Origin of the sequence: Slackia equolifaciens, from assembly GCF_003725995.1 — a bacterium.
In the GTDB taxonomy this organism is placed as follows: Bacteria; Actinomycetota; Coriobacteriia; order Coriobacteriales; family Eggerthellaceae; genus Slackia; species Slackia equolifaciens.
Genome location: NZ_QIBX01000016.1, coordinates 20344 through 46691, shown reverse-complemented (window position 1 = coordinate 46691; position 26348 = coordinate 20344). Strand labels below are relative to the sequence as shown.

Sequence of the window (26348 nt, the reverse complement as noted above, 5' to 3'; positions counted from 1 at the left end):
AGCCTGCCGTGATCGACGTCATTCTTCTCCTGGGGCGTCTGCTGTTTGTGGCTCTGCTCTATCTGTTCTTATTCGCGCTCATGAAAACGGGCATCGGTCTGGTCAAAGGCCAGCGCGCCAAGGAAAAATCATGGTATGTGTCCGTTGAGCGCGGCCCCAAAGAGCTGCGCGGCGTGCGCATGGCCGTGCACGGCCCCGTAATCGTGGGACGCGCGCCAGGCGCCGATATCGTCATTGGCGCAAGCTATGTCTCGGGACGCCATGCCCGCTTTAACCTTATGGGATCCAACCTCTTCGTAGAGGACCTGGGATCCACCAACGGAACCGCCGTCAACGGACGCCTCATCGCCGAGCCCGTCGCCCTGCGCGACGGCGACGTGGTGAACGTGGGCGACGTTGCCATGCGCGTGAGGTTTGAATAATGTCCGCCGCCAAGGCGCCCAAGGCGCAGCGCGGCCGCCACGCAAAAGGCGCGATGCTCTCGTACGGCTCGCGGACAGACGTGGGCCTGGTGCGCGATCACAACGAAGACAGTCTGACCGTAACTCCGCCCCTGTTCGCCGTAGCGGATGGCATGGGAGGCCATGCGGCCGGCGAAGTGGCGAGCGAAGTGGCCATCCAGTCGCTCGTCGCCCACGCCCCGCACACGGCCGACGGCGATGACCTCGCGCGCGCCGTGGTGGAGGCGAATCGCGCCGTCATTCGCGCCGCGCGCGAGGGGCTGGGACGCCAGGGCATGGGCACCACGATGACCGCCGCCGTGTTGGACGGCCCTCGCATGGTCATCGCGCAGGTGGGCGATTCGCGCGCCTACCTCTTGCACCAAGACCGCCTGCAGGCCATCACGCGCGACCACTCCCTCATGGCCGACCTCATCGAGAGCGGCCAGATAACCCCGGAGCAGGCCAAGACGCACCCCCAGCGCAGCGTGATCACGCGCGCCCTGGGATCCGACCCCAACACGCTCCCCGATATATACGAGATGACCGTCGAAGATGGCGATCGTCTTCTTTTGTGCTCGGACGGCCTTTCCGGCATGGTGGACGACGACCTGCTGGAAAGTACGCTCATCCGCGTGGGCAACCCGCAGAAATGCGCCGACACCCTGGTGGATGAGGCGCTCGCCGCGGGCGGGCACGACAACATCACCGCCATCGTGGTGGATGTGGCAGCAGGAGCCGAAAAGCGCGTCGCCAAGGAGCGCCGCCGCGGGCGCATCGGCGCGGTGCTGGTTGTCCTCGCCCTCATCGCCGTGCTCGCGGGCGCGGTAGTGGGCGGCAACGCCTATCTCAACCACGTGGCCTTCCTCACCGTGCAAAACGACCAGGTGGTCATCTGCCGTGGCATTCCCGGCGAGTTCATGGGCTTCCAAACTTGGAAGGTCGAACGCAATACGGGGCTATCCGTCGACGACCTGGCGCTTCCTCCCAATACGGCATCGCGCCTGACGGAGGAAGGCATCCGCACCGATTCCGTCGAGGATGCCGAGGAGTTGCTGAGCACCTGGCAGGCCCAGGCTGAGCAGGCGCAAGGCAGCTCGTCCGGGGCCGCCGTCTCCGACACGAGCGATCAGGCATCCACGGCAAGCAGCGATGCAGATGCCTCCGGCACCAGCTCGAACGCCAACGAAGCGTCAGGCGCCTCCACGTCGGCCACTGACAACAGCTCCACCGAAGGTGGCGATGCCTCGTGACGCGCCGCAACACCGAACTTCTTCTTTTGTGCCTGGCAGCGCCCTTCGTTGTGCTGCTGTTCGCCATGGTGCTCACCAACCAGGGCACGGCGCTTTCCCTCGAATCGCTCGCGGTGCCGCTGGGCCTGTTCGGCGCATTCGTGGCGGCGCACATCGCTACGCGCTTCTTCGCCAAAAACGCCGATCCCGCCATCCTGCCCATCGCATTCGCGCTTTCGGGCATTGGCATAGCCTTTGTGACCCGCCTGGCGCCCGACTTGGCATTGCGCCAGGTCATGTGGCTGTTCTTGGGCATCGCGCTCATGGTTGCGGTACTTGCTATCGTACGCAACCTGGATAAGCTCGCCCAATACAAATACACCTTCATGATTGCGGGCATCGCGCTCTTGCTCATGCCCATGCTGCCGGTCATCGGACACGAGGAGCTGGGCAGCCGTATCTGGATCCAGGTGGGCGGCTTCAGCTTTCAGCCCGGCGAGCTGGCCAAGCTCTGCATAGTCATATTCCTCGCATCGTATCTGGCGCAGAACCGCGAGATGCTGAGCGTGTTCACCGTGCGCGTGGGCCGCTTCCGCCTGCCCGATGCCGCGACGCTTTTGCCGCTGCTCATCATGTGGGCCATCTCGTTCGGCGTGGTCGTGTTCGAAAAGGACCTGGGCAGCGCGCTCGTATGCTTCGTGCTGTTCCTGGTCATGCTGTACGTGGCAAGCGGTAAAAAGCTGTTCTTGGTTGTGGGCTTCGGCCTGGCTGCCATTGGCTGCGTGGTTCTGTACACGTTCTTCGGCCACGTGCAGGTGCGCGTGCACACCTGGCTTGATCCGTTCTCCGATGCGCAGAACACCGGCTACCAGCTGTGCCAGACCATCTACTCGCTGGCAGACGGCGGGCTTATAGGCGTGGGCATTGGCAACGGCCTTGCCGAGAACATCCCCGTGGTGGAGTCCGACTTCATCTTTGCGGCCATCGGCGAGGAAACCGGCCTTTTGGGCGGCGCTGCCGTACTGCTTTTGTACCTGAGCCTTGCCGTGCGCGGCTTCGCAACCGCGGCACGCGCGAAAAGCGACGTGAGCTCGTTTGTGGCCGTGGGCGTGACCGTGACCATCGTGCTGCAGGCGTTCATCATCGTGGGCGGCGTTACCCGCCTGATCCCGCTTACCGGCATCACCCTGCCCTTCATCAGCCAGGGCGGCTCCTCGCTTTTGGCGGCGTTCATCGGCATCGCCTTGCTTCTTCGCTGCGGAGACGAAGGGACCGGCCTCACGTCTGAAATGCGCGACGGCACCGGGCGCATGGCGGCAATTGGGGCCCATGGCGCGCACGGCCGCGCCGCGGAGACGGGCGTTTTAGGCCGCTACGCCCTGGGCAAGCGCCTCACCGGCTGCATGATCGCCTTCGCTGTGATGTTTGCGCTGCTGGTGGCCAACCTCACCTACATCATGGTCATCAAAGCCGAGGAGTACCAGAGCTATCCCGGCAACAATCACACCCTGATGAAGGAAGCCGAAACGGAACGCGGCTCCATCAGCACCTATGACGGCGTGGTTTTGGCCGAGAGCGTACAGCAGGACGACGGCACCTATGAGCGCACCTATCCGCAGGGCAGCATGGCAAGCCACGTGGTGGGCTATTATTCGCAGCAATACGGCACCTCGGGGATAGAGGCGTCCATGAACGACACCCTCAAGGGCCAGGAGAACTTCGCCAGCTGGACCGACGTGATCAACGCCGCAGCCGGTATCGAGCAGCCTGGCAACGACGTCACGCTCACGCTGAACTCTAAGATTCAAGCGGCTGCCGAACAGGTGCTCGAGGGTTATTCCGGCGCCGTGGTGGTGCTTGACCCCAACACTGGCGCGGTGCTCGCCAGCGCAAGCTCGCCCACCTATTCCAACGCCGATATCGACCAGCTGCTCGCCGCGGCGGCCGGCGGCACCGACGACTCCGGCGGCGCGCTCATTAACCGCGCCATGAACTCCCTGTATGCGCCCGGTTCCACCTTCAAGATGGTCACGCTCACCTCCGCGCTGGAGAACGGCGTCATGACCACCGATTCGGTCATCGACGCACCCGCCTTCATGGAGATCGGCAACGCCAGAGTGACCAACGCGGGCGATGTCGGCTACGGCGAGGTGAGCCTGCAGCGCGCCTTTGAGGTTTCATCCAACACCGCGTTCGGCCAAATCGGCGTCGACCTGGGGGCGGAAACCCTGATGGATACCGCTGAAAAGTTCGGGTTCAATAAAGATCTGGACCTGGAGGTCCCGCTCACTACCAGCCTCACCGGCGACGCCGACCAGATGACCACATGGGAAACCGCATGGGCAGCATGCGGCCAGGCGGTAGGCGACAGCAGCACGCACACGGTGGGCCCGCAGGCGACGGTCATGCAGATGGCCATGGTGGGCGCCGCCATCGCCAACGACGGCGTGCTCCAGCAGCCCTACTTCGTGGACGGCGTGTACAACGCCCAGGGCGAGCGATCCTACACGGGCAGCGGCACATCGCTCGGCTCGGTCATGGACGCCTCCACCGCCAACGAAATCACCCAGATGATGGAGGGTGTGGTCAACAACGGCACCGGATACGCCGCCGCAATCGACGGCGTGCAGGTGGCGGGCAAGACCGGTACCGCCGAAACCGGCAAGGAATACGACGACAGCTGGTTCGTGGGCTTCGCGCCCGCCGACAACCCCAGCGTCGTGGTCGCGGTGGTCATCGAGCAGGGCGTCAATGCCGACGCGGAGGACGAAAGCGGCCTTGCGAGTCCGCGTGCGAAGACTGTGTTGGAAACGGCGCTTGAAGTGCAGGGAATGATGTAAATGCGGTACGATTACCTGTCATGCGCGCCAGCTCGAAGAATCGGCACTGTTCGTCTTCGCGAACGCCACCGCAAGAGGCACCGCGAAGACTCGGCAACCGGCATGCCTCCTGCATAGGTGGGAGCGCAGGCAGTCGCCATCTCGAATGGCCGCGGTTATGACGCTTTGGCGGGGTCGCACCCCGCTTGACGATAGACGGCATACGTCGCACAAACGCAGCAAGCCAGTTTTAGACGAGGGAGACTACAAGATGATAGGCAGGGTGTTCAACGGACGGTACCGCATCACCGAACGCATCGGCATCGGCGGCATGGCCGAGGTCTACAAAGCGCAGGATCAGGTACTCGGACGCACGGTGGCCGTAAAGGTCATGCTTCCGCAGTACGCGGCCGACCCGGAATTCACTGCACGTTTCAAGCAAGAGGCTGCAAGCGCCGCGAACTTGCAGAGCCCCTACATCGTGAACGTATACGACTGGGGCCAGGACGACGGCACCTATTTCATCGTCATGGAGTTCGTGCGCGGCACCGACCTCAAGAGCGCCATCCAACAGCGCGGCGCCATCAATCAGCGCAAGGTGGCCGAGATCGGCAGCCAGGTGTGCCAGGCGCTTTCCGTGGCGCACGGCCTGGACATCATCCACCGCGACATCAAGCCGCAAAACATCATGGTGCAGCCCGATGGCAACGTGAAGGTGATGGACTTTGGCATCGCGCGCGCCAAGAATAGCGTGAAAACCCAGACCTCCAGCGTGCTGGGCACCGCTCACTATATCTCCCCCGAGCAGGCGCAGGGCAAAGAGCTCGATGGCACAAGCGACATGTACTCGCTCGGCTGCGTGCTGTATGAGGCCGCAACCGGGCAGCTGCCCTTCGACGGCCCGGACGCCGTGAGCGTGGCCATGCGCCAGGTGAATGAAGCGCCCGTGCCGCCTAGCCAGATCAACCCCGAAATCCATCCCGACCTTGAGGCCATTATTCTCAAGGCGATGGAGAAAAACCCCGTCAACCGTTTCCGTACCGCACGCGAGATGAAACACGCGCTGGACGACTTCATGATGGGCCGCCCCGTCAATCTGGGCGAAAACGTCAACAGCGCAGCCACCCAGGTTATGAACGGCGTGGTGCCCCCCATCAGCAACGATGTGCCTGGCGGCACTGCCGTTATGCCTGCCGTAAGCAGCATGAACGGCAATTCTGGCCCCATGAAAACGGTCGACTATCGCGCCGGCGGCAAAGAGTTCGACATGGGAAAGAAGAAGAGCTCCAAGCGCACCGTGGGCATCGTGATCGGCGCGCTGGTGGCCATCCTCGCCATCGCCGGCATTGCGCTGGCGGTTTCTGGCGCGTTCGGCGGCCAAACTCGCGTGCCCGATGTGACCGGCCAGACCGAAGAAGCCGCTCGCCAGGCCATCGAAGCCGCTGGATACGTGGTGGGCGAAGTGACCGAGGAGAACAGCACCGACACGGTGAGTGGCCGCGTCATTCGCACCGATCCCGCTGCCGATTCGGAACTCGCCAAGGGCGAAACGGTCAACATCGTGGTTTCCATTGGCGCCAAGAAGGGCACCGTACCCGACCTGAACGGCAAGACGGCCGAAGAGGCGCAGCAGATGATCGAGGATGCGGGATTTGTCGCTAAATTCGGCGGCAATGAAAGCTCCGACGCCGAAGAGAATACCGTGAGCAGGCAGGATCCCGCCTCCGGCACCGAGGCCGATGAGGGCACCACCATCACGTATTGGATTTCCACCGGCCCCGAGCTGACCAACGTGCCCAACGTAATCGGCGACGACCAGGCAACGGCGCGAGCGACGCTTGAGAGCGCCGGTTTCACCGTAAGCATCCAGGACGGCGAGTATAGCGACCGCTACGATGAGGGCGTGGTCATGAGCCAGGAGCCCAACGGCGGCCAGCTCGAAGCGGGCGAGACGGTAACCATTTACATCTCTCTGGGCAAGGACCCTGCCACCATTCCCGTTAATGTGCCTGCCGTGACCGGCATGAGCGAAAGCGAGGCCATTAGCGAGCTCAACAGCGCCGGATTCACTAACGTGGGCGTGAGCTATGAGAGCAGCAATACCGTACCCGAGGGCGACGTGATCAGGCAGACGCAATCGGGCACCGCAACCACCGACACCTATATTGAGATCGTTGTGTCGAGCGGCTCGGGCTCAAGCAGCACGGACGACACTCAGCCGACAGACCCCGACGACAGCACCACCCAAAGCGACAGCCAAGGTTAGTGTCGGACAAGGTTAGGACCACACAAGAAGCCACCCTCAAAAGGCGGTTCCTCACGGAGCCGCCTTTTTGTTTAGCAAGAGGATTTCCCAGGAGTTTCTCGGACTACCCCTCAATACCACAGGCATCAACGCCTCCGACGCAATGCCACCCTTGCCAATGCCCCGGTATAAAAATCGCGTTATTTGCTACGTTTCGAGGGTCGCGGTATAAAAACGGCGTTACATGCGCGAGCAGACGGCGCCGGATCCGCCGAAATCCGGGCCCGGATCGTAACCGGCTCACGAAAACCCCAGGTCAAAATCGCACTTCCTTCCATGGACCCTCTCCATGAGCCGACGCGTTCCCACATATAACGCCGTTTTTGGAAATGGTCCCCGAAAAGTTCGCAGATAACGCGATTTTTATACCGGTGGCATAGTGAGTCGTGCCGTCCCTTCGGGCAGCAAGCTGCCCAAGACCCTCACCGGGGCCATACTAATGCGTCGGCAATACCCCTTCCGGCCCGACCCGCTCGGCAGCGGCTAAGGAAACGCCCCTCCCCAAAGCCTATTGATAAAACCATAGGAACACCCCAGTAAATGCCGTTCCCTAGTCAAGCCGCACCTCGGGCGACGCTTCGCCCCGAGCGCGTCAATCATGACCCCGAAATGCAAACGGGCGGCTCCCACAGGGGAACCGCCCGTTTCGAACGTTTCTCACGCCTCTAATGTACGTCTCTCTTAGTCGTGCATTCGATGAGGTCGCCTGGCTGGCAGTCGAGCTCGGTGCAGATTGCCTCAAGCGTTGAAAAGCGAACCGCCCGAATTTTGCCCGTCTTCATCTTGGAGAGGTTGGAGACGGAGATGCCGACCCTCTCGGAGAGCTCGTTGAGAGAGACCTTCTTCTCTGCCATGAGGCGATCGAGATGTATAACTATAGCCATGGCTACGTTATAGCGTGTCATCGGACAATTGTTGAAGCAGACTTCCATACTCCACAATAAGCGCGGCACAAAACAGCACAACGGCAAGCACGATATCACCCACGTTGATAGGGATAAAGCGTGCAGTTGCCTCTGATGGTGCCGAGCCAATTGCCACTCCAATTGCAGCCTCTCCTAAACCGGCAATGCTCATAAATGCCGGAGATATTATTAATGAAAAAACAGCATGGATAACCATTAGTAGCGCTGCAATCCGAAGACGTTTTGCAATAACGGTCGAAAACGGGGACAGCCCCATTCCTATGGATCCAAATACGCTTTTCGCAACTCCGATAAGAAAAAGAGCGACGACCGCCTCAAATATCACCTTGGCAAGTGACATGCAGAATGGCACAAGTATCCCTGATTCCAAATCCGAAATACCCCAGGCAGCCATTGCGACAATTAGGAAGATGAAGCATATCGTTGAGAAATAATAAATTGCCGCGAATCCAGAGTGCAAGACCCTCGAGACTCTTTGCACTTTCACCGAGGAAGCCTCAATGGCATCGATCTCATTCAATCAAACCCCTCTAAAGTCATAAGCGATGGCTATCCAATCATTAAGCAAGGCATTCCCGCTGGCCCGATATAGATGCATGCGCGCGGATTGCCTTCGAATAGTTCGGTGCAGAACAACATGGTTTTCTCCTTTCGGTTGTGGCTCTCACGAGGCAGGCTTGATGGCTCGCCCGAAATGAACCTGTAGCTCCCACGAAACGAACCTGCCGCTTTCACGAGACAGGCTTGGCAGCTCGCTCGAGAAGCGCCCTCGGCTCGCTAGCGAGCCAGAACTTCTTCAAGCATCGACTCGTATAAGCCGAAATACTCTTTCATCAGAACGCAATAATCATCCCTGCGCCGCGCCCGTACATCCGCACCATCAAAGGTGCGAGCCTGGCAGCCTCCTCCGCAAAACCACTTGTACGAGCACCCTTGGCACTCCCCCACGTCATCCGCGGTAAACTTAAGAAATGCGCGCCTGACGGGGCTCTTTTCGATGGTTTTTACCTCATCGCGAAACAGATTCCCCATAGAAAGTCCCTCGCGATGAAGCATGTGGCACGGATACACTTCGCCATCGTAGGCCACGCTGACCAGGTTGACGGCCGCCTTGCAGGACCCTTTCGCACGAACCCCTATAGAACCCCTCCTCAACTCGTCAAGCATGTCGTTCCTATTCAGTGCGACCAGCGATTGCGCCAACCGCCTGAGAGCCTCATCGTCGGGCAGCAGATCGGCATCGCATCCGCCCGGCGGGCAAGTGAGCAGGCTGTAATCAACGCCGCAGCCCAGTTCGTTCGCCAAGGCGGCGTACGCATCTAAATCACCCGCGTTCTTGCGGTGCATCGTCGCTTTGATGCTCACAGATATGCCCGCTTTCTGCGCGCGCTTTACAGCGTCAAGCAGCACGGGCAAGCGGTCGTATCCACGCACGCATGACGCTTGATCGGCCGAGGGAACGTCAAGCGAGATGGAGATGTGGTCCACACAACCCGCAATCCTGGCAATGCAATCGTCTGAGATGCACGTCCCATTGGTAAGCACCTCAATGCGCTCAACCCCGCATTCGCGCTTGGCATGCGCAAGAATTTCGGGCAAATCCGCTCGCATGAACGGCTCTCCACCCGAAATCACCACACGGCTCACTCCTGCAGAAGCAAGCTTGGACAACACCCGTTTCACATCGCAAAGCAGCGGATCGTCAACCGCATTACGGGCGGCATCAAGCGAATAGCACCCTTTGCAGCGTAGATTGCACCGTTGCGTCACATGAACGTATGCGTGAGTGATGCCTAGCGGCTGCCGGTGCTCGAAGAAGCCACGCTGTTCGAGATGTTCCACCAGAACGGCATTGCGCGCACATGCCTCATCCCGCGAAACCTCGCCCGCAAGAAGCTCGCCACACAGCCGATCGCCCTCAGGATCGAGGCCTATCACGTGCCCGTTTTCAAGATTGCCCACAAGCGGCACCCCTGCAAACGTCGCACGTATCACGCCGTCATGAAACTGCATACACCCTCCCCTTGCATCCTTCAGTCCTAGCTCCCGCATGACGCGACGGCGAGACCAAACGGCGCCAATCGGCGCGCAAAGCACCCACCCCTTCTCATTATGTCCACACATGGGCCGACGACCGCAAAGTATGGCTTTGCAGTTGGCATAAATACTTTGCGGTCGCTCTATAATCGTCTGAATTTGTCGTTTATCAACAAATATTTGTCGATAAACGACAAATTCCGATGACAGCACAGTATCCAACAGGAGCCGCATTCATGTATCTCAACCAGCTCGAATACTTTGCCGCAACGATAGAAGCAGGCAGCTTCCTCGCCGCCTCCAAGAAGGTATACGTTACCGCGCCCGCAATCGAAAGGGCCGTTCATCTTCTTGAAAACGAGCTAGGCGTCGAGCTGTTTGAGCCGGCCGGTCGCAGCTATCGCCCCACCCTGCTAGGCAAGAAGCTTTACGAGCCCGTTGTCGAAGCCATATCATATATAAACAGGATTTACGATATAGCCCATGAACACTCGGCCGACTCGCTCGAGGATGCCGAGTTCAATCTGGTCATGGCATCGTTCCCATTTCGCTGCGGGTGGCTCGCTCCGGCGCTTTTTGACCAATTCACGCAGGAGTACCCCAATATCGATCTGAAGATTCTCTCCAGCTCCAACGGAGCATGCCTCGAAGCGATGCGAAGCGGCATGTTCGACGCCGCCGTGGTCATCGGTCCGATTTACGAAGGCGACTTACGAAGCCGAAGGCTCTTTTCTTTCCCGCTCAGGGTCGCGATATCCAAATCGCACAATTTCGCCTCAAAGGCCTATGGGCACCTTTCGCTGCGCACCATCGCCCAATACCCCATCGCGCGACCCATCGACATCGGCACGTGCTATAAAGTCGTCGCCCGTGCCTTCGACGAGGCGCAGGTGCTTCCGAACTTCGTCGATGTAAGGGCGGGCGACGAGCCGAGATTCCTGCAAGACGGCGGGATCATTTTCGTGGCCGATCATTCCTCAATCAGGCAGATAGCTCCCGATTCCGTAATCAAAGATATTGCGCCGCGCGAGAGAATCGTCCTGCCGGTATGCTATGTCGAGCGGCCCAACGAGACGAGCGCACTTTCCGAGCGTCTTGCCGCCTACTTGGCAACATTTGGCGAAAGGATGCGCAAACTCCAATCAAGAGGTCTTGGAATCGACCCCATCAAGTAGCTCCGAAGCGGTCACATCCAGCCCGCGAGCAAATTTCTCGATAGTAGTGAGCGTGGGGTTGCCCCGACCGTTTTCAATATTGGACACGTACTTCTTGCTCACACCGATCATGAGCGCAAGCTGTTCCTGAGTCAGATGCGACTCAGTGCGAAGCCGTTTCAGCCTGATGCCAAATTTTCGCGTTAGCTCGTCCATAGGGGACAAAGCCTATGCATTAGAGTACACTCAAAGGGGAACTATATGTGTACTTTTGCGAATTCAGAAAGAATAAAGCGCAGGTAGGCATGGAGATCCCTCCGGGGAAACACGCAAACACAGGAGGAAGCATGCAGGAAAACGCCGCCGAAATCTCGAGCGCGCACGACGTCGCAACGCTCTTCGAACTCCTCGAGAAAGCCGACGTGCTCTTTGCGCACGCCGAATCCCTCAATGACCTCGATGCCATGAAAGCCAGGATTTTCCAGGAAGTAGACTGCCGCTACTATGCACGCCGCCTTGCGCTTGAGCCCCTGATGGAAGGCGCCGTGGCGAACGACGGCAAGGAGTCGACGGCGGAAGCGCGAAGGTTCCAAAACGAGTAGTCCCGCTTGCTCACACGCCCACCCTAGCAACGTAACGCTGCGTTACGTCAAGCGAGGAACGTCGCTATGCGCGCGACCGCGAAATAGCCACCGACGCATACGATAATGGCAAGCCGATGGGCGCCCAGGGCTTTTTCACCTCGATATCGACGCGCTCCACGGCCGGATACGCCTCGAGAATGGCATCGACGAGCATCTGGGCAACGCGTTCGATCAAGTCGAACGTCTCCTCTTTCATGGCGCGATCGATGAGATGGCACACCTCGCCGTAATTCACCGAGTATTCCAGGCAATCGGTCTCGCACGCACGGCTCAAATCGGCATGCAACGTTGCGCTTACGAGAAACTTCTGTCCAAGGGCATTCTCCTCGGGATACACCCCGTGGTTGGCGAACACCTCAAGATCGACGATGCGGATCTGGTCCATTGCGGCCTCCCCCCTAGATTCCGATTCCCATATTCTTGCGCTCATCGGACCATGCGCACGCTTCGCGCGCGGAGCAGACAAAGCAGGGGCGCGACGCCTTATCGGCCTCGTAGAGCAGCTTGCCGAGCGGCGTTGACGCATCCGACCAGCGCCTATGCTGCGCCACAGCGGCAACGATCATCGTCTTTTCGCGCGGATCAAACCCTTCCACATCCAGAAGGATTTCCTGAGCGATGCGCGCGCCGGCCACCTCATGCGGCTCCCCATCCTCATACTGAGCCGCTTTGCCGACGTCATGCAGCAGCGCCGCGGCATACACAACCTCCTTGCGGAACGGCAGACCCCGCTCGAGCACACGAATGTAGGCGATGCGGGCCACGTCCAGCAGATGAGTCATCTGGTGGCGACAAAACTCGCGGTCGGCCTCGGCGGCCTCAAGGCGCCCGTACCATTCCGCGAACAAGCGATGCGTGCGGATAGCCTCCACTTCAGGCATAGGCGCAATCGCCGCGAACCCATCATGCGGACGTTCGGCCGCCACATCGGAGGCACGTTTGAGAGACGGCGACACCACTTCAGCGCGCACGAAGGTCGCTTCAGATGCGGTGTCGTGAGGAGGATTCTCTCCGCCTTCTTCCGATGCGAAGCCTTCACGTTCCACGTCATCCATAGCCGCAACCCTTTCTCTCATCGGAGCCAACTCGACGCACCCACCGGCACAATCGCCGATCCTGTGTAACGTTTTGCAGAATGCATCAAGCGGCTCACCCTATGAGGCACGCCCGCTAACGCTGCCCCACCATGCGGAAGAATTCGTCCACCAGCGCGGGATCCTGCTCGAACGCGCCGCGCTTGACCAGCGTAACCGTTTGCGTGCCAGGCTTGCACACACCGCGCATAGACATGCACATGTGCTCCGCCTCCATCATCACGATAACGCCTTTTGCCCCCAGGTGCTCCATCAGAGCATCCGCCACCTGAGCGCTCAGGCGCTCTTGAAGCTGCAATCGGCGCGCGAACACCTCTACAGTGCGCGCCAGCTTGGAAAGCCCGGCCACGCGCCCGCTGGGAAGGTAGGCGATGTGCGCGCGCCCGAAAAACGGAAGCAGATGATGCTCGCACAATGAGTAGAACGGAATGTCTCGCTCCACCACCATGCCGGCTTCGGACGCCTCGAACGTAGTGGACAGGTGCTCGGCGGCATCTTGCTGCATGCCTCCGCAAATCTCCTCATACATGCGCGCCACGCGAGCGGGGGTATCAAGCAGCCCTTCGCGCTGCGGGTCCTCGCCTATGGCCTCGAGCAAGAGGCGTGTGGCTTGTTGAATTTTTTCCTGGTCAAACATCGAATCATCCCATCTATACACCGCGCACGAAGAAGATTTCGTGCAGGGCGCGAACCGCTGCAGAGCACTGCCTCCGTATGCTACAATGCGCTTATATCGCTGGTAAGCCCCTGAAGTAACTGGGGTAAAGCTACTTAGAGATGCGGGGCGGCCCAGTGGTTATTACTGAGATAGCCGGGAATGCTCCCGGCTATTTTTCTTCCATGAACCATCCCGCTTGCGGTTATTTCTCCAGTGTCGCCATTCATCCAGGACGAATCCAAGAATCGTGGCCAAGGCCGCCAGAGCAGCCAGAGTTTCAAGAACGATGTCGACAACGTCAACAATATTCATAAGGCGATCCCTCCTTTGCGTAGAGAGGCCGCCCCACAGCGGGACCTACCAGCGTGTTGAAATTCTAGCAGAACCGCGCCGCGCAAAACGTCGTCTGCAAAACAGCACGGCAAAAGCAAAGGCGGCCCCGTTTTGGAGCCGCCCCACATGCTAGGCTTGAAACGTCCGCACGCCAGGCCTAACGCGTTCTCGGTGCGCCGAAACGCATCCGCATGCCAGACCTGACGCGTTCGCGGTGCTCCGCAAAGCCCAAAAAGAGCGTCTGCGCACTACCATCCCGCCAGTCCAAGAACAGACGGGAAGGACTACTTGCGGCCATCGTCGCCGTCGAATTCCTCGTTGCCCATATCCCTAGCCGCTTCTTTCTGCTCGTCATTGAAGCGGTCGGCGGCAAGCTGCTCCGCAAGCGTGGCCTTGTAGAACGTCCTGGGCTGATGCACCACCACCTGCGGATACGGAATGTTAATCTGATACTCGTCAAAGATGAGCTTCATCTCGCGGCGCAGGTCGCGCTCAAGCTGCCCTCGGCTGGTTTCGGCGCATTGCACCACCACGCGAATGGTCACGCTGTTGTCGGCAAGCGACACCACGCCCTTATAGAACGGGCCGTCCAGAATGGAGGGCAAGCGACGACGAATATTGGGGAACTCGCTCTCCAGAATATTCTCCACGCGCTCCAGCGATTCGCCGTACTCGATGTCCATGTCGCACGTAGCGTACGAAAGCTCCTTGGTCATGTTCACCACATCGCTCACCTCGCTGTTGCGAATGATGATGATGTTGCCGTTGCCGTCGTTGATCTTGGTGGTGCGCACGCCGATCTCCACCACGGTGCCGGTCTTGCTGCCCACCTGGATGATATCGCCCACACGGAAATCGCCCTCGAAGATAATGAACAGACCGCTCAAGATATCGCTCACCAGCTCCTTGGCGCCAAACGAGATGGCGATGGAGAGGATGCCGGCAGAGGCAAGCAGCGTGGTGGTATCGATGCCGATGAGCATCAGGCAGTAGTACACCATGCCGATGATAGACGCGTACTTGATGAAGCTGCTGATCAGGCGACACATGGTTTCGCCGCGCGCCCCGAACACGCCCGCGAGCATGCGCAGCAGCGCCTGGATCATCATGGTGATGGTGAGCACCACGCACGCGATCATGAGCGCCGCCGTTACGGCGAACACGTTCAGACCGAACTCCCAGTTGCCCGAAAGCACATAGGAGAACACGGAATCCTCCGGGAATACGCGATCTTGGAATATCACCGCCACGCACACGGCGATGGCGAATATGCCCATGAGCACCTTGAGCACGGTAAGCACGCGCTGCTCGGCGCTCTTGTCGCCCCAGTTCATAGAGCGATAAATCCAGCGACTGGCGGCCGATTCGGTTTTGGCGCGGCGACCGCTCGGCATGGTGGTCTCAAACGTGCGGTTGGGCTCGTCGTCGACCTCCTGCACCGCCGCAACCTCGCCGCGCTTGCGACGAATCTCGAACGCGACCAGCAGGAAGATGACAATCTGGCACACGATGCCGTTCGCGCCCGTGGCAAGGGTCAGCGGCACGCGATCGGTCATAAGCTCGCTTTCGGGCTGCGCCACGTAGACATAGTAGTCGCCGGTTTCGAACGACGACGCGTAGTAGCGCACCCCATCCACGGTCAGGAAATCGCTGAATCCGCCCTTGAGCTGCGATTCGTCCAATCCGGCAGCGGTGGCGCTCGCGCCAACGAGCTTCTCGTCGGGGTAATAGGCGAACGTGCCATCAGACTTGTTCACCGCGAAGGCGAACCCGCCCTGTCCCAGCTTCACGCCGTCAAGGATGGTATCAATCTGAACGCTGGAAAGAAGCGTCTCCAAACGCTCGGGACGCATGCTCAGCTGCACGAAACCGTCTGCCTCGCCCTGGGAATCGCGCAGCGTCACGCCGATGTACTGGCGCAGCTCGCCCGACACCTCCTCAGGCATAGGCTCCTGCACGATATACTCCACGCCCTGCAGAAGCGCGCGGAATTCGTAGCTTTGGTCCTCGGGATCCTCGCTCAGCGTGAAGTTCGAATACGGCGAGTTCGTAGCAGTCAGCACGCCCTCGGAATTGAACACATACAGATGCTCCACCTGCAGCGCATCGGCGAGCGACTGCAGGTCATCGCGGTTTTTCAGGGCGCTATTCTGTTCCAGGGCATACGCCGCGGTTTCGGCCTTGCTCAGGTAGCGCTCATTGTACTGTTCTGTCAGCACGTCTGCCTGGGCATTCGTGCGGTCGATGGTACGCTCGATATCGGCGGCCCGCTCGTTGCTGCTCACCGATTCGGCGGAAAGCGAGAACAACGTCTGCATGTAGAACGTCACGAGCATGACGGCGAGAAAGCCCACGAACGAAAGCACGATGGCCTTTTTACCGATAGCCTTGTTGAAACGCAGCGGCCCCATGTTCACGTAATTCTCGGGGTTGTAGCCGCGCTTTTCATCCTCGCGCATCACGAAGAAGCCATAAAGCGCCACCACCATGGCCACCGAGAAGAAGATGAACAGGATAACGCCCACCGTAAGGTTGCGCGAGGCGGCCATGTCGCTTTCGGGGATAGCGCTGATGTAGTAGCTGTCGCCGATCTCGGAGACACCGCAGTACAAACGCTCGCCGCCGAACGTGATCCAGGTGAACGTGCCGTCCTCGAGGCGCTCGACCCTTATGCCGTTATCCAGCGCATCGGTGCCGATGAATTCAGCCTTGGGATGGTATTCCACAACGTAGTTCTTCGCAGACACAGCGAACACGTAGCCGTTCTGCCCCACGCTCACACCCGAGAGTACGCTCGAGAGCGATCCCGTGTTGGCCACCAGCTCATCAAGCTCGGCGGGGTTCTGCTCGATGACGACCATCGAGTCGCCGTCGATGCGAGCGGCATAGTAGCGCATCGTAACGCCCTCATCGGCGAACTCGACCTCCATGGAGGCGGAAGGCCCCTCCGTATCGAACACGGTGCGCAGCAGGTTATAGCGCTGGTAGGAGAAATCCGCCAGCGTGTCCTGGGCGCGCGCCACCACGCCGCCGTCGCGGTCCACGACCAGCACGTTGTCGACGCCCAGAAGATCCTTGTATTCAGACATCTTGGCGTTGGTCGCCTCAAAGCCCGTGTCATGGCTCGCCATAAAGGCGATGCTTTCGGCCTTGGACTGGTAAATCGAGTCGAACGTCGCCTCATTCTGCGCGGTCTCGGCATCCGCCTCCTCGAGCAGCGCGGGCAGCTCCTCCATCTCGCGTTGGATGTCGGCCTGGGCCGATTCGATGGAGAGGTCGTCTTGCATGGACACAAGCGTGAACCCCATGATCGCCACGCTTGCCAGCACGACCAGCGCGAGGAGGACGCCCTTTATTTTGAGCCTGATAGACATGGTTGCATCCTCCCCTAGTTCCACTTATCGATGTAGGCGGCGATGGTGCCGTCGTCGAGCATTTCCTGAATGGCGTTCGCTACGTTGCCGCTGAGCTCGGAATCCTTCTGCGTGGCCACGCCGTATTCCTGATCGCCCAGATTCACATCGAGAATCGAGCGATCCTCGTTCATGTAGGTGCTCGCGATGCTGTTGTCCATCGCGGCGGCGTCGACCTCACCCGTTTCGAGCGCCTTTGAAAGCTCCTCGTACGTGGCGATCTTCTTCACGAGAATGCCCTGGTATTGGGTGTATTCGTCGGTGTTCTCAACCACATCGGGGCCGATGACTCCCAGCTCATACATCTTGGTGGCAAAAACCGGACCGGCATTAGAGCCCGACATGATGCCTACGGTTTTGCCCTCGAGCTGCTCCACATCGGTGATCAGCGAGCTATTTTCGACCATGACGATGGCGCGGTCGGTGTAGTACGCAGGCGAGAAGTCGAAGTTCTCGAGACGGGAATCGGCGATAGAGTAGCAGGCGACCAGGCAGTCCACTCCGCCGTTGAGAAGCATGTCTTTGCGGGAATCAGGCGTGACGCTCACGAACTCGACATCGGCATAGCCCAAGCGCTTCGCCATCTCGTTGGCGATATCGACCTCCAAGCCGTAATGTTTGCCGGTCTGATCGTTCAGATAGCTGAAATTCATGATGTCGTCGCGCACCCCCACGCGAAGCGTGCCAGCGCCCGATGACGCCTCCTCCTGGCTATCCGCGCTGCAGCCCGCCATGCAGACGAGCGAAAACGCCGCCACGGCAAATACCAGGGCAGCAGCTACAAGCTTGCTCTTCTTCCCCATCGCATCCTCTCGTTCATCTTCATTGGAACTTATGCCATGCACATAAAAATCCGGCGCAAAAGCGCCGGACAGACGAAGCGTTGCGCCATTCGTGCTTCACTCCGTAAAGAGAGGATTATGATGGAGATGCCCCTGTAAAAACCGAGGAAAACTTTGCATCAATAATTATTTGAATGTTGAATCAATCGCGGTTCATCCTGGTCAATTGAGGCGTCCATCATGAGAACGACCCTTGTGGCCGAATCGCTTAACCGCACCCGGAAGGCGCGAACCCAGAGCTGGTACACGCCTTTCCATTGCCTGCATGAGGTGTGCCGCCGAAAAACCAGTCCTTGCGCTATCGCTTTCATTCGTCCGCATACGGAGGCAACTTTAACGCCCAGCACATTCATAGCCACGCATTGACAACACCGCCCGCATGCAGAGCGGATTTAGGCCTGCATGCCTTCTTTCTCGATCTTGAAGGCCAGGAACACGAGCACGGCCATAAACACAAGGGAAAGCACGCCGCTGATGCCGAAGGAAGCAATCTGGCCGGTGAACAGGGATGCAGCCGCCTGGATGACGCACAGCGCCAAGCCGATGATGGCAATGACCTTGTAGGGGCCGATCTTGCTGGGGTCGTTCGCACCGCGCACGCCCAGGATACCCACGATCAGGGAAACGACGCTCGAAACCAGCGCCATGACGCCCACGCCCATAAGCGCGACGCCCACGTCGACCGTAGAGCCGTTGAGCTCGGCCTCCTGCATGCCCACCATGAACGACGAGCCGAATACGATCAGAGCAGCGGTAACGATCTGAATGATTGCCATGACGATGGTCAGAATCGACATGACTTTGAGCGCTTTGCGTGCACCAGACATAAAGAACTCACTTTCTTTAGAGGATGATAAAAACTGGCATAGCATCACAGAACCATTTCGCGTGGTCAATAATTCAACCAAATGTTGAAGCCTGCGACGCCCTCATTGCCCAGCAGGCAAAAGCCCCGCATGACCTCGAAAAAGATTCAGCGAGAAGGACGTCGCGCATCTTTGCGCTGCAGATCTTCGTATGGCTTCAAGGCTGACCGCTCTCCGCAATGCCGCAAAACGCGATTCGCCCCGTGGCGCAGAATCGCCCCATTACATGATGGACATGAGCACGGCAGGATTGGAGGCCATGCGTACGAGCGCTTTGTACTGCGGCATATTCTTGCCCTTCAGCGCACAGATGCAGATGGGAACGGGCTCAACGTGATCCTGGTCGATGGGCACCACGGCCAAATTATCTATGCCCTTGAACAATGGCGGAATGTTGGCGCAGAACACGTATCCGCCCTCTTCCATGAAGCGGCCGAGCTCGAAATCCGTATCTTTCGTGCTCACTTTCACGCTTTCGGATTTCAGCCCGCATTCGCGATAGATGGACATGATCGACTGGGCAAAATCGTCGAACTCGCTCGCGAGAAGCACGGGGTACTGGTTCAAATCGTCGATGCCCACCGAGGCCCTTTTCGCCAAGGGATGCGAATCGAGCACCGCAATGCCGGTCTGCATGGTTCCCACCGGTATGCACTCAATGCCCTGATGCTCGCACACGCCAATGGTGATGATGGCATTCACCTGCTCAGACAGCAAAGCCGACACGCCATCGCGAGAATTGGACAGCTTCATCGTCACATTGATGCCCACCGCCTTGCCCAAAAGCGAGGCGATATTGGGAACCACCACCTCATTGTTGGGAAACGGTGGCGCGCACAGCAGTATGCGCATGGGACTTGCGTCTTCATCCTCGTCATAGGTCTCGGCGAACGCTTCCAAATCCTCAAACGCCGCGAGCACGGGCAGCGCTTTTACGTGAAACGCTTGACCGAATTCGGTGGGGCGCACGCATCGATTCTCGCGTATGAACAGGGGCTTGCCAAGTTCGCGCTCCAAATCGGCGATGGCCTTAGACACTGCCTGAACGGTCACGAACTGCGCGCGGGCTGCGGCAGAAAAGCTTCCCTCCTCGAGAGCTGCCTCGAAATATCTCACCTGGTTTATGTTCATGTATGCGCTTCCTAGACGAACGTACTGCCAGTCGTGCGCGCAGTGCCATCGAGCTGCGGGCGTAGGTGGTAACTATGGTAAAGCCGGCAAACGCTCCGCCGAGGAGAGAATGGGAGCTTCAATTTTTCTTTGAAGGGGCAGGATTGCAAAAGTCGGTGAGGCGTCCACCAGATTGCTAAGAAGCAAAAACGCGCAAAGCACAAAACCGTCTCCTGCCTAGCGTCGCATGGAGGGTGCACGGGCGCGAAGACCGCTCGCGATGGTGGAGGCCACCCCCGCTCAGCGGCTGCCCGGGAAAAGTCGATCTTGCACGGCCCGAGCGGAGGGTGCAGCGCCAGCGGGCCACGCGAGAAAAAGCTACACGCCCGCAGTCATATACATGGCGTAGAACGCGAATCGCACAACAAAGCAGGCAGCAAGCAGAAAGAGCACTGCAATGACAGGCAAAGTCAGCGTTCTCGGAGAGGCCTCCGGGGGCTCCGTGTTGGCGGCTTTGCCCGCAGCGCCTTCTCTGGACTGGTCGTCGAAAGACTCCTTCGTCTTGCCTGCATCGCTCACGCACACCGTCCCGGCCGCTTTGCCATGGCCCTCGATCGTCTTTCCGGTTCGGCGCCTTTCGTCCACGCATGCACATACGATTCCGATTGCCGCAAGAATCACAAACGCCGCAATCTGCGCCATGAGGAGCGGGGTCATATCGGCCGCGTTCGTCGTAACCGTGCGCATACCAGAAACGATTTGCTGCTCGGCAGCCAACAGACACGCGCATGCCAAAGCCGCGCCAGCCGACACGACGATGAGCACCACCGCAAGCCCGCGACCGACCGGAAACCGCGCGGCGCGCAATCCCGTGAGCGCCGTCATAGCCCCCGCCGCTATGGCGCAGGCCCACTGCGTGAGTGGGGCGATGGGATTATTCCAGGTCACAATACTCTCAACGGCATAAGCGCGAGAAACGAAGTGCACGAATGCCAATGCCGCGGCCACACTCAACGCAAGCAAAACGGTCTTGGGCGCTGTACGCTGACGATAAGGGAACGCCAAAATCCAGTATGCGCCGCCGAGCGCCAGAAACGCCGCCGCGGATGCGACCTCGTTCGAAAGGGGCGAACGCCCGAGGCCCGTGATCACGTAGAGCGCGTTCGCCGGCGTGCCTAGATGCGTTGCCGAGGCAATGAGCCCCACAAGCGCCAGCAAGAGCGGAATCACTAGAAAACGGTCAGATCGCTCCCCCGCCTTCGCGTCATGCGAAAAACGAGCAACGAGCGCCATGACGATGTACCCTACCGCACCGGCAGGGGCAATCGCCGTAAACACCACCAACGATATTTCGCTGAACGCCATTTCCATACGCACTATCCTACCATGTTGAAAGCGCACAACCGGCGGTCGCACAATCCCAACAGTCGCCCATCCCAAACAACCACAACATGAATGCAATCGCACAGCGCAACTCGCGCATCTCACACACCGACACGCTCGCACGGATCACGCATCAGTTTGCTCGCACGGCTCATGCGCCGTCATGCCTGCGCAGCCCACTCACCAGCACGCTCGTCCGCCCACTCGCCAGCACGCCCGCCCAACTCACGCATCACCATGCTCGCATAGTTACGCACCAGCATGCCCACGAGAGCCATATGTCCACAAATACAGGAGTTAAGGCAGTTTTTCCAAGTATGTTATCCAAAAAAGCGTTTCGACACCGCACGAGTGCCAATTATTCGAAGTATGTAATCCATTTTGACATAAATGTCCTGCCGTAAAAACAAAGTCGAAAGGGATGAGCCATACCCGACCTGGGAAAACCCTCTTTAGTCAAACGACGAATGGACTAGCGGACTCTCGTCCGGCTCCACAGGCTTGTCGTTTGGACAAAATTTACATGCACCAGGGTTACATACTTCGAACAATTGGCAGACTTACCTTATTTTTAGACTTATCTGGATTACATACTTCAAATATTTGGCACTGCAGCAGAATAGGAAGACGACCGAGCCCTGGCGAACCGCCCGAGCCAAAACATCGGCATCGAACTCGAGGACCCCCTAATCGGGGGCGCCCAAGTCAGAAGACTAATCCCAAGGCAAAAGTCCCTAGCTGAACCGGAAGACCGGCCTTAAGTCAAAAAGCGATCCCAAATCAAGAGAAGTAGATTCCGAACTAAAAGACCAACTCCAGCCAAAAGGTTGATCTTGGAACAAGAAGCTGGACGGGGCCGGAATCGGGGAGCAAACCCCGAATCAAAGATGACCCCGGACCAACGGCGGCCTCGCGCCAACGACGATCCCGGGCCAAAGGTTGACCCCCAGGGCAACGGTGACCCCACGTCGAAGGCGGCCTGGGACCAAAGGTTGATCCCGGCAAAAAGCTGGCTCCAGAGAAGCTCCGGAGCCAGCCCTTGATGGTCTGTCGACTTATGCAATTCTTCTAAGCATCAGGCAACACCCTGGTGACGTCCTCGATTGGACCCCTTGAGGACCTTTGAAAACCCTTGAGGGCCCTCGAAGAACCCCGAGCAGCACCCTCAAAGGGGCCTCGATGCACAACCGCTCTAGAGCGCCACCGACATATACAGGCCGTAAAACCCGATGCGAGCGAAGAACACGCCCACGGCAACCACTACAACCGCCAGGGCGAGCGCAGCGGGAACGGGCTTTTTACGCGAGGCGCCCGCCACGGCCGCGCCCACAACACCGCACACAGCGAGCGCAGCAACCATGCCCCAGATAGCAGGAACCTGGTCAACAGCGGCTCCCCAAATGTTGGAGACAGACTGGGAGGTAACCACCTGCCACGCGAACCCGGCAACACCAATCACCAGTCCAGCAATGCTCAGAGCGGCGCCCGCCATCGCGTTTTCGCGAGCGACCTCGACATCGGCAAGCGCGAGCGTGAGCAGACCCAGCACACCGCCGCCCAGCAGGCCGTAACCCAGCATCTGCACGACGGAAGCAGGCGTATTCCACGTGGGAATGGTGTACATGGTGTAAGCCAGGCCGCAGAATACGGCAAACGCAACCGCCATCACGCTCACCGCCGCAAGCAGGCCCTTACGCGCCCCGGCGGAAAGCTTTCCGGCAACGGCGAGGATGCAATACACGGCTGCCAGCACGAAGAACACCACGCCCACCGTGACCTCGTTGGATAGCGGGGAGCTTCCCACGCCCATGAACACGAAGAACGCATTCAGCGGATTGGCCAGGTGGAAAAACGCGCCGATGAATCCGACGGCGACCACGGCAAGAGGCAAAAACGCCGCCTTGTCGAGCGCGCGCCCTGCGGCGCCTTCGAACGCACCCTTGAAGCACGCCGCGCACAGAACAATGAACGCACAGGCACCCATCGGGGCAAGGGTGGTAAATACCGCCAGAGCGGCTTCGGAGAATCCGTTGCCCATACTACTTCACCTCCGCTTCGTTGGCCACGCGGCAGGACGTATCGCCCACGGCATGTGCCGCCGCGCAGTTCTTGATATACAGGTTGGGCTTGGTGAGCTCCGGATCGGGCAGCGGCGCAACATTGGCGCGTTCGCCCTCCGGCAGCTGGTCGACCGGGGCAAACTGCAGCGCACGCAGAGAGCACGCCTCCACGCACATGGGCTGCTTGCCCTCGGCGATGCGGCTCGCGCAGCCATCGCACTTCACCGAATGGCCCTTGGCGCGATCCACGAACGGCGCATCGTAGGGGCAGGCCATGTGGCAGTAGCCGCAGCCAATGCATCGTCCGGTGTCCACGCTCACGATGCCGTTGTCGTCCTTGTGCATGGCGCCCGTCGGGCATACATGCATGCAGGCGGGGTCGTCGCAGTGCTGGCACGCGAACGACGTGTAGTACGTGAACGAATCGGTGGTCCAGGTGCCGTCGTCGGCCTGCGTCCAGCCGCCGCCTTCGAGCTCGTACACGTGGCGGAACGTAGTCCCCACGTCAAGATTATGGTAGTCGCGGCACGCAGCCTCGCAGGTATGGCAGCCCGTGCAGCGCGTGGCGTCGAAGTAGAAACCGTATTGCGTCATGGTTTACCCCTCAACTTTCTCGATAGTGCCAATCACGCTGTGCTGGCCCGTTCCCTTAGAAATCGGGTTGCGCTGCCTGCTGGTGAGCGTGTTGGTGCAGCCGCCTTGATCGGTGCGATCGCCCTCTGCCGGCGCGCTGTGCCATGCGCCCTGGGCGTGCATGATGACACCCGGCATCACGCGGTTGGTCACCTTTGCCTGCGTGATCATGCTGCCCTGCGCGCTGGTCAGGCGCACCGTATCCAGGTCGGACACGCCCATGCGTTCGGCGTCGATAGGGTTGATCCACGCCTGGAAGGGGGTCATGTCCTGCAGCACCGGATTGTGCGCGTAGGTGGAGTGCGTGGTGCACTTGGGGTGGAAGTCCAGGATCTGGAACGGGAACTCGTCGGTCACGTCCTCGGCGCTATCGGGGCCGGGCACGTAGGTCGGAATAGCCGTGATAGCGTTCTTCTCCGACTCGTCGAGCGTCCAGGTGCGGGCCATCTCGGCGATCTCGGGCGAGTAGATCTGCGCCTTGCCAGTGGCAGTCTCCAGCGGATTGGCCTCGGGGTCGTCGATGAACGGCTCGTTATCCTGAGAAGGCTCGATGTCGTAGGAGAACGCGCCCATAGCAACGCCCTCGTCGTAGGTGGGCATGTCGTAGGCGTCGCCCACGGTTTCCACCAGCTCATCGTACTGACGGCGGCACCAATCCTCACGGGTCAGCCCGCCCTCGGTGAACTCGTCGCCCACGCCTAGGCGCTCCGCCAGCTCGGCGCACACCTCGTAGATCTCGCGGCGCTCGAACTTGGGCTCGTAGAGCGGCTGACCGAAACGAATGCCCGCAATGTCGTTGCACTCGCCCGCGGCGGAAAGGCTGTAGGTTTCCTGCGGGGTCAGGTCAGGCAGCACGATATCGGCCCAGTTGCACGAATCGGTCCACGCCACGTCGTACTGCAGGATGAACTCGCACTTGCTCTCATCGCGCAGGATGTCGGTGGTGGTGTTGATGTCGCCGTTCTGGTTGGCCATCATGTTGTTGCCGTAGTTGATCAGCATCTTGATGCCGACGTTGAGCTTGTCGGCGCCCTTGATGCCGTCATGCGTGGCGGTGAGCTTCTCGCCGTCGCGAATGGCCTCGGGCCACAGGTACTGCGGAATCTGCACGGTGATGGGGTTTTCACCCGTGGGCAGGCTGGACAGGCCGATGCCGCCGTTGCCGATGGTGCCGCCCGACGTAGTGCCGGGACGTCCCACCTGGCCCACCATAAGCGCAAGCGCCATGACTGCGCGCGAGGCGTTGTCGCCGTTGGCGTGGCGCTGCATACCCAGGCCCTGGCAGATGAAGCAGGGCTTAGCAGAGCCGATCTCCTGCGCAAGCTGCGTGATGCGCTCGGCCGGAATGCGCGTGATGGCGCTCGCCCACGCGGGAGTCTTCTCCACCTTGTCGTAGCCGGTGCCCATAACGTAATCGTAGTACGACAGGTTCTGCCCCTTGGCGTCCTCGGGCATGGTGTCCTCGTTGAAGCCCACCACGTAGCGATTGACGAAGTCCATATCCACCAGGTCGTTGGCGATCAGCTCGTGCGCGAGCGCGGCCACCAGCGCGGCGTCGGTGCCGGGCACGATGGGAATCCACTCGGCGCCCAGGTTGGCGCAGGTCTCGGTGCGACGCGGGTCGATGCTGATGACGCGCACGTTCTTCTGCTCCATGGCCACGGCCAAATCGTATCCAGGGCCGTCGCCCGCCATGCGCATATCGTTGGGCGCAAAGCCGAACATGACCACCAGCTCGCCGTCTTGCAGCGTCTTGAACGAGCGATTGCCCCACGAGCCGCCGTACACATACGGATATGCGCCGAAGCTGATGGAAGCGCTGGAATAGCTGCCGTAGCGCGTGATTTCGCCGCCCAGCAAGTTGGACAGACGGAACCACGGGTTGTTCATCATGATGTTCTGCTCTACGCCGGAGCATTCCTGAATGAAGATGGATTCGCTTCCGTAGGTCTCACGGATGCGCTTCATCTCGCTGGCGATGGTGTCCAGGGCTTCGTCCCAGCTAATTTGCTCGTACTTGCCGTCGCCGCGCTTGGTGCCCTCGACGCGCTTCATGGGATAGTTCAGGCGCTCGTCGCTGCCCAACCAACGGCGGATGGAGCGGCCGCGCAAACAGGCACGCGCCTGGACTCCGCCGAACTCAGAGCTGCCCGCCGTGTCGGATTCCACGTAGGCGAGCTCGCCGTCTTTCATGTGGCACTGCAGCACGCATGCGCCGCCGCAATTGACATGGCAGTGCGTAAACACAATCTGATCGCCCTGAGCCTCTTCGTCGGCGAACGCCTTGGGCGCCTCGCCGAACAGCCCACTCGACGCGCCCGCGCCCGCTGCGGCCAAGCCGGCAAGCCCGGCTGCCTTGGCGAACGTGCGACGGGTCATCGTTGTCGCTTCTCGCATTG

General features: G+C 59.8%; 22 protein-coding genes. 6 read left to right on the top strand and 16 right to left on the bottom strand.

All coding sequences use genetic code 11. The features are described 5' to 3' along the window. The first annotated feature begins 8 nt into the window (after positions 1-8). The 4 genes from DMP06_RS08560 to pknB all read left to right on the top strand — a co-directional run bounded on the left by DMP06_RS08560 (position 9) and on the right by pknB (position 6757). The gene (locus tag DMP06_RS08560) at positions 9-422 is read left to right on the top strand and encodes an FHA domain-containing protein (protein WP_123209328.1); all 414 of its coding nucleotides are present in this window, start codon (positions 9-11) and stop codon (positions 420-422) included. Further along, positions 422-1693 (top strand): Stp1/IreP family PP2C-type Ser/Thr phosphatase, encoded by a 1272-nt coding sequence (locus DMP06_RS08555; protein ID WP_123209327.1) that lies wholly within the window; start codon positions 422-424, stop codon positions 1691-1693. Before DMP06_RS08560 ends, DMP06_RS08555 begins: the two co-directional genes overlap by 1 nt. Beyond that, positions 1690-4512, top strand: a complete 2823-nt coding sequence (locus DMP06_RS08550; protein ID WP_123209326.1) for an FtsW/RodA/SpoVE family cell cycle protein — start codon at positions 1690-1692, stop codon at positions 4510-4512. The genes DMP06_RS08555 and DMP06_RS08550 overlap by 4 nt, the downstream gene beginning before the upstream one ends. A 250-nt stretch (positions 4513-4762) precedes the next feature. After that, positions 4763-6757 carry a Stk1 family PASTA domain-containing Ser/Thr kinase gene (pknB, locus tag DMP06_RS08545; protein WP_123209325.1) on the top strand — a complete coding sequence of 665 codons (1995 nt, stop codon included), beginning with the start codon at positions 4763-4765 and terminating at the stop codon, positions 6755-6757. Between the two features lie 704 nt (positions 6758-7461). On the opposite strand, the gene DMP06_RS08540 is transcribed toward pknB, so the two are convergent. From DMP06_RS08540 to DMP06_RS08530, 3 genes are all read right to left on the bottom strand, one after another. Beyond that, positions 7462-7680, bottom strand: a complete 219-nt coding sequence (locus DMP06_RS08540; protein WP_123209324.1) for a helix-turn-helix domain-containing protein — start codon at positions 7678-7680, stop codon at positions 7462-7464. A 7-nt stretch (positions 7681-7687) separates the two neighbouring features. After that, positions 7688-8242 (bottom strand): hypothetical protein, encoded by a 555-nt coding sequence (locus DMP06_RS08535; protein WP_123209323.1) that lies wholly within the window; start codon positions 8240-8242, stop codon positions 7688-7690. A gap of 257 nt (positions 8243-8499) precedes the next feature. Continuing rightward, the gene (locus tag DMP06_RS08530; protein ID WP_161957873.1) at positions 8500-9735 is read right to left on the bottom strand and encodes a radical SAM/SPASM domain-containing protein; all 1236 of its coding nucleotides are present in this window, start codon (positions 9733-9735) and stop codon (positions 8500-8502) included. A 260-nt stretch (positions 9736-9995) separates the two neighbouring features. Here DMP06_RS08530 and DMP06_RS08525 point away from each other — a divergent pair, with 260 nt between their 5' ends. Further along, positions 9996-10934 (top strand): LysR family transcriptional regulator, encoded by a 939-nt coding sequence (locus tag DMP06_RS08525; RefSeq protein WP_161957872.1) that lies wholly within the window; start codon positions 9996-9998, stop codon positions 10932-10934. Here the strand turns inward: DMP06_RS08525 and DMP06_RS08520 are convergent. After that, on the bottom strand, positions 10902-11129 hold the full coding sequence (locus DMP06_RS08520; RefSeq protein ID WP_123209320.1) for a helix-turn-helix domain-containing protein: 228 nt from the start codon (positions 11127-11129) through the stop codon (positions 10902-10904). The genes DMP06_RS08525 and DMP06_RS08520 overlap by 33 nt on opposite strands. Before the next feature lie 131 nt (positions 11130-11260). On the opposite strand from DMP06_RS08520, the gene DMP06_RS08515 reads away from it, so the two are divergent. Beyond that, entirely contained in the window at positions 11261-11515 is a 255-nt protein-coding gene (locus DMP06_RS08515; protein WP_123209319.1) for a hypothetical protein, read from the top strand. Between the two features lie 64 nt (positions 11516-11579). Here DMP06_RS08515 and folB read toward each other — a convergent pair whose 3' ends face one another. The 12 genes from folB to DMP06_RS08460 form a co-directional block, all read right to left on the bottom strand. Continuing rightward, positions 11580-11942 (bottom strand): dihydroneopterin aldolase, encoded by a 363-nt coding sequence (folB, locus tag DMP06_RS08510; RefSeq protein ID WP_123209318.1) that lies wholly within the window; start codon positions 11940-11942, stop codon positions 11580-11582. A gap of 13 nt (positions 11943-11955) precedes the next feature. Next, complete coding sequence (locus DMP06_RS08505; protein WP_245962441.1) at positions 11956-12612, bottom strand: HD domain-containing protein; 657 nt, start codon at positions 12610-12612, stop codon at positions 11956-11958. Between the two features lie 115 nt (positions 12613-12727). Next, positions 12728-13288 (bottom strand): GTP cyclohydrolase I FolE, encoded by a 561-nt coding sequence (gene folE / locus DMP06_RS08500; protein WP_123209317.1) that lies wholly within the window; start codon positions 13286-13288, stop codon positions 12728-12730. Positions 13289-13450: 162 nt separating this feature from the next. After that, positions 13451-13621: a hypothetical protein gene (locus tag DMP06_RS11435; RefSeq protein WP_161957871.1), complete on the bottom strand. Its 171-nt coding sequence runs from the start codon at positions 13619-13621 to the stop codon at positions 13451-13453. Positions 13622-13926: 305 nt separating this feature from the next. Beyond that, a complete protein-coding gene (locus tag DMP06_RS08495; protein ID WP_123209316.1) occupies positions 13927-17016 on the bottom strand; it encodes a mechanosensitive ion channel domain-containing protein in 3090 nt (1029 codons plus the stop codon). Positions 17017-17030: 14 nt separating this feature from the next. Next, entirely contained in the window at positions 17031-17858 is an 828-nt protein-coding gene (locus tag DMP06_RS08490; RefSeq protein WP_123209315.1) for a transporter substrate-binding domain-containing protein, read from the bottom strand. Positions 17859-18289: 431 nt separating this feature from the next. Continuing rightward, the gene (locus tag DMP06_RS08485; RefSeq protein WP_123209314.1) at positions 18290-18724 is read right to left on the bottom strand and encodes a hypothetical protein; all 435 of its coding nucleotides are present in this window, start codon (positions 18722-18724) and stop codon (positions 18290-18292) included. A 261-nt stretch (positions 18725-18985) separates the two neighbouring features. Further along, positions 18986-19894: a LysR family transcriptional regulator gene (locus DMP06_RS08480; RefSeq protein WP_123209313.1), complete on the bottom strand. Its 909-nt coding sequence runs from the start codon at positions 19892-19894 to the stop codon at positions 18986-18988. A 357-nt stretch (positions 19895-20251) separates the two neighbouring features. Continuing rightward, positions 20252-21244 carry a dimethyl sulfoxide reductase anchor subunit family protein gene (locus tag DMP06_RS08475; protein WP_123209312.1) on the bottom strand — a complete coding sequence of 331 codons (993 nt, stop codon included), beginning with the start codon at positions 21242-21244 and terminating at the stop codon, positions 20252-20254. Positions 21245-22448: 1204 nt separating this feature from the next. Then, positions 22449-23294: a dimethyl sulfoxide reductase anchor subunit family protein gene (locus DMP06_RS08470; RefSeq protein WP_123209311.1), complete on the bottom strand. Its 846-nt coding sequence runs from the start codon at positions 23292-23294 to the stop codon at positions 22449-22451. A gap of 1 nt (position 23295) precedes the next feature. After that, entirely contained in the window at positions 23296-23910 is a 615-nt protein-coding gene (locus tag DMP06_RS08465; protein ID WP_123209310.1) for a DMSO/selenate family reductase complex B subunit, read from the bottom strand. 3 nt (positions 23911-23913) lie between these two features. After that, complete coding sequence (locus DMP06_RS08460) at positions 23914-26346, bottom strand: DMSO/selenate family reductase complex A subunit (RefSeq protein ID WP_161957870.1); 2433 nt, start codon at positions 26344-26346, stop codon at positions 23914-23916. Positions 26347-26348 lie beyond the last annotated feature (2 nt).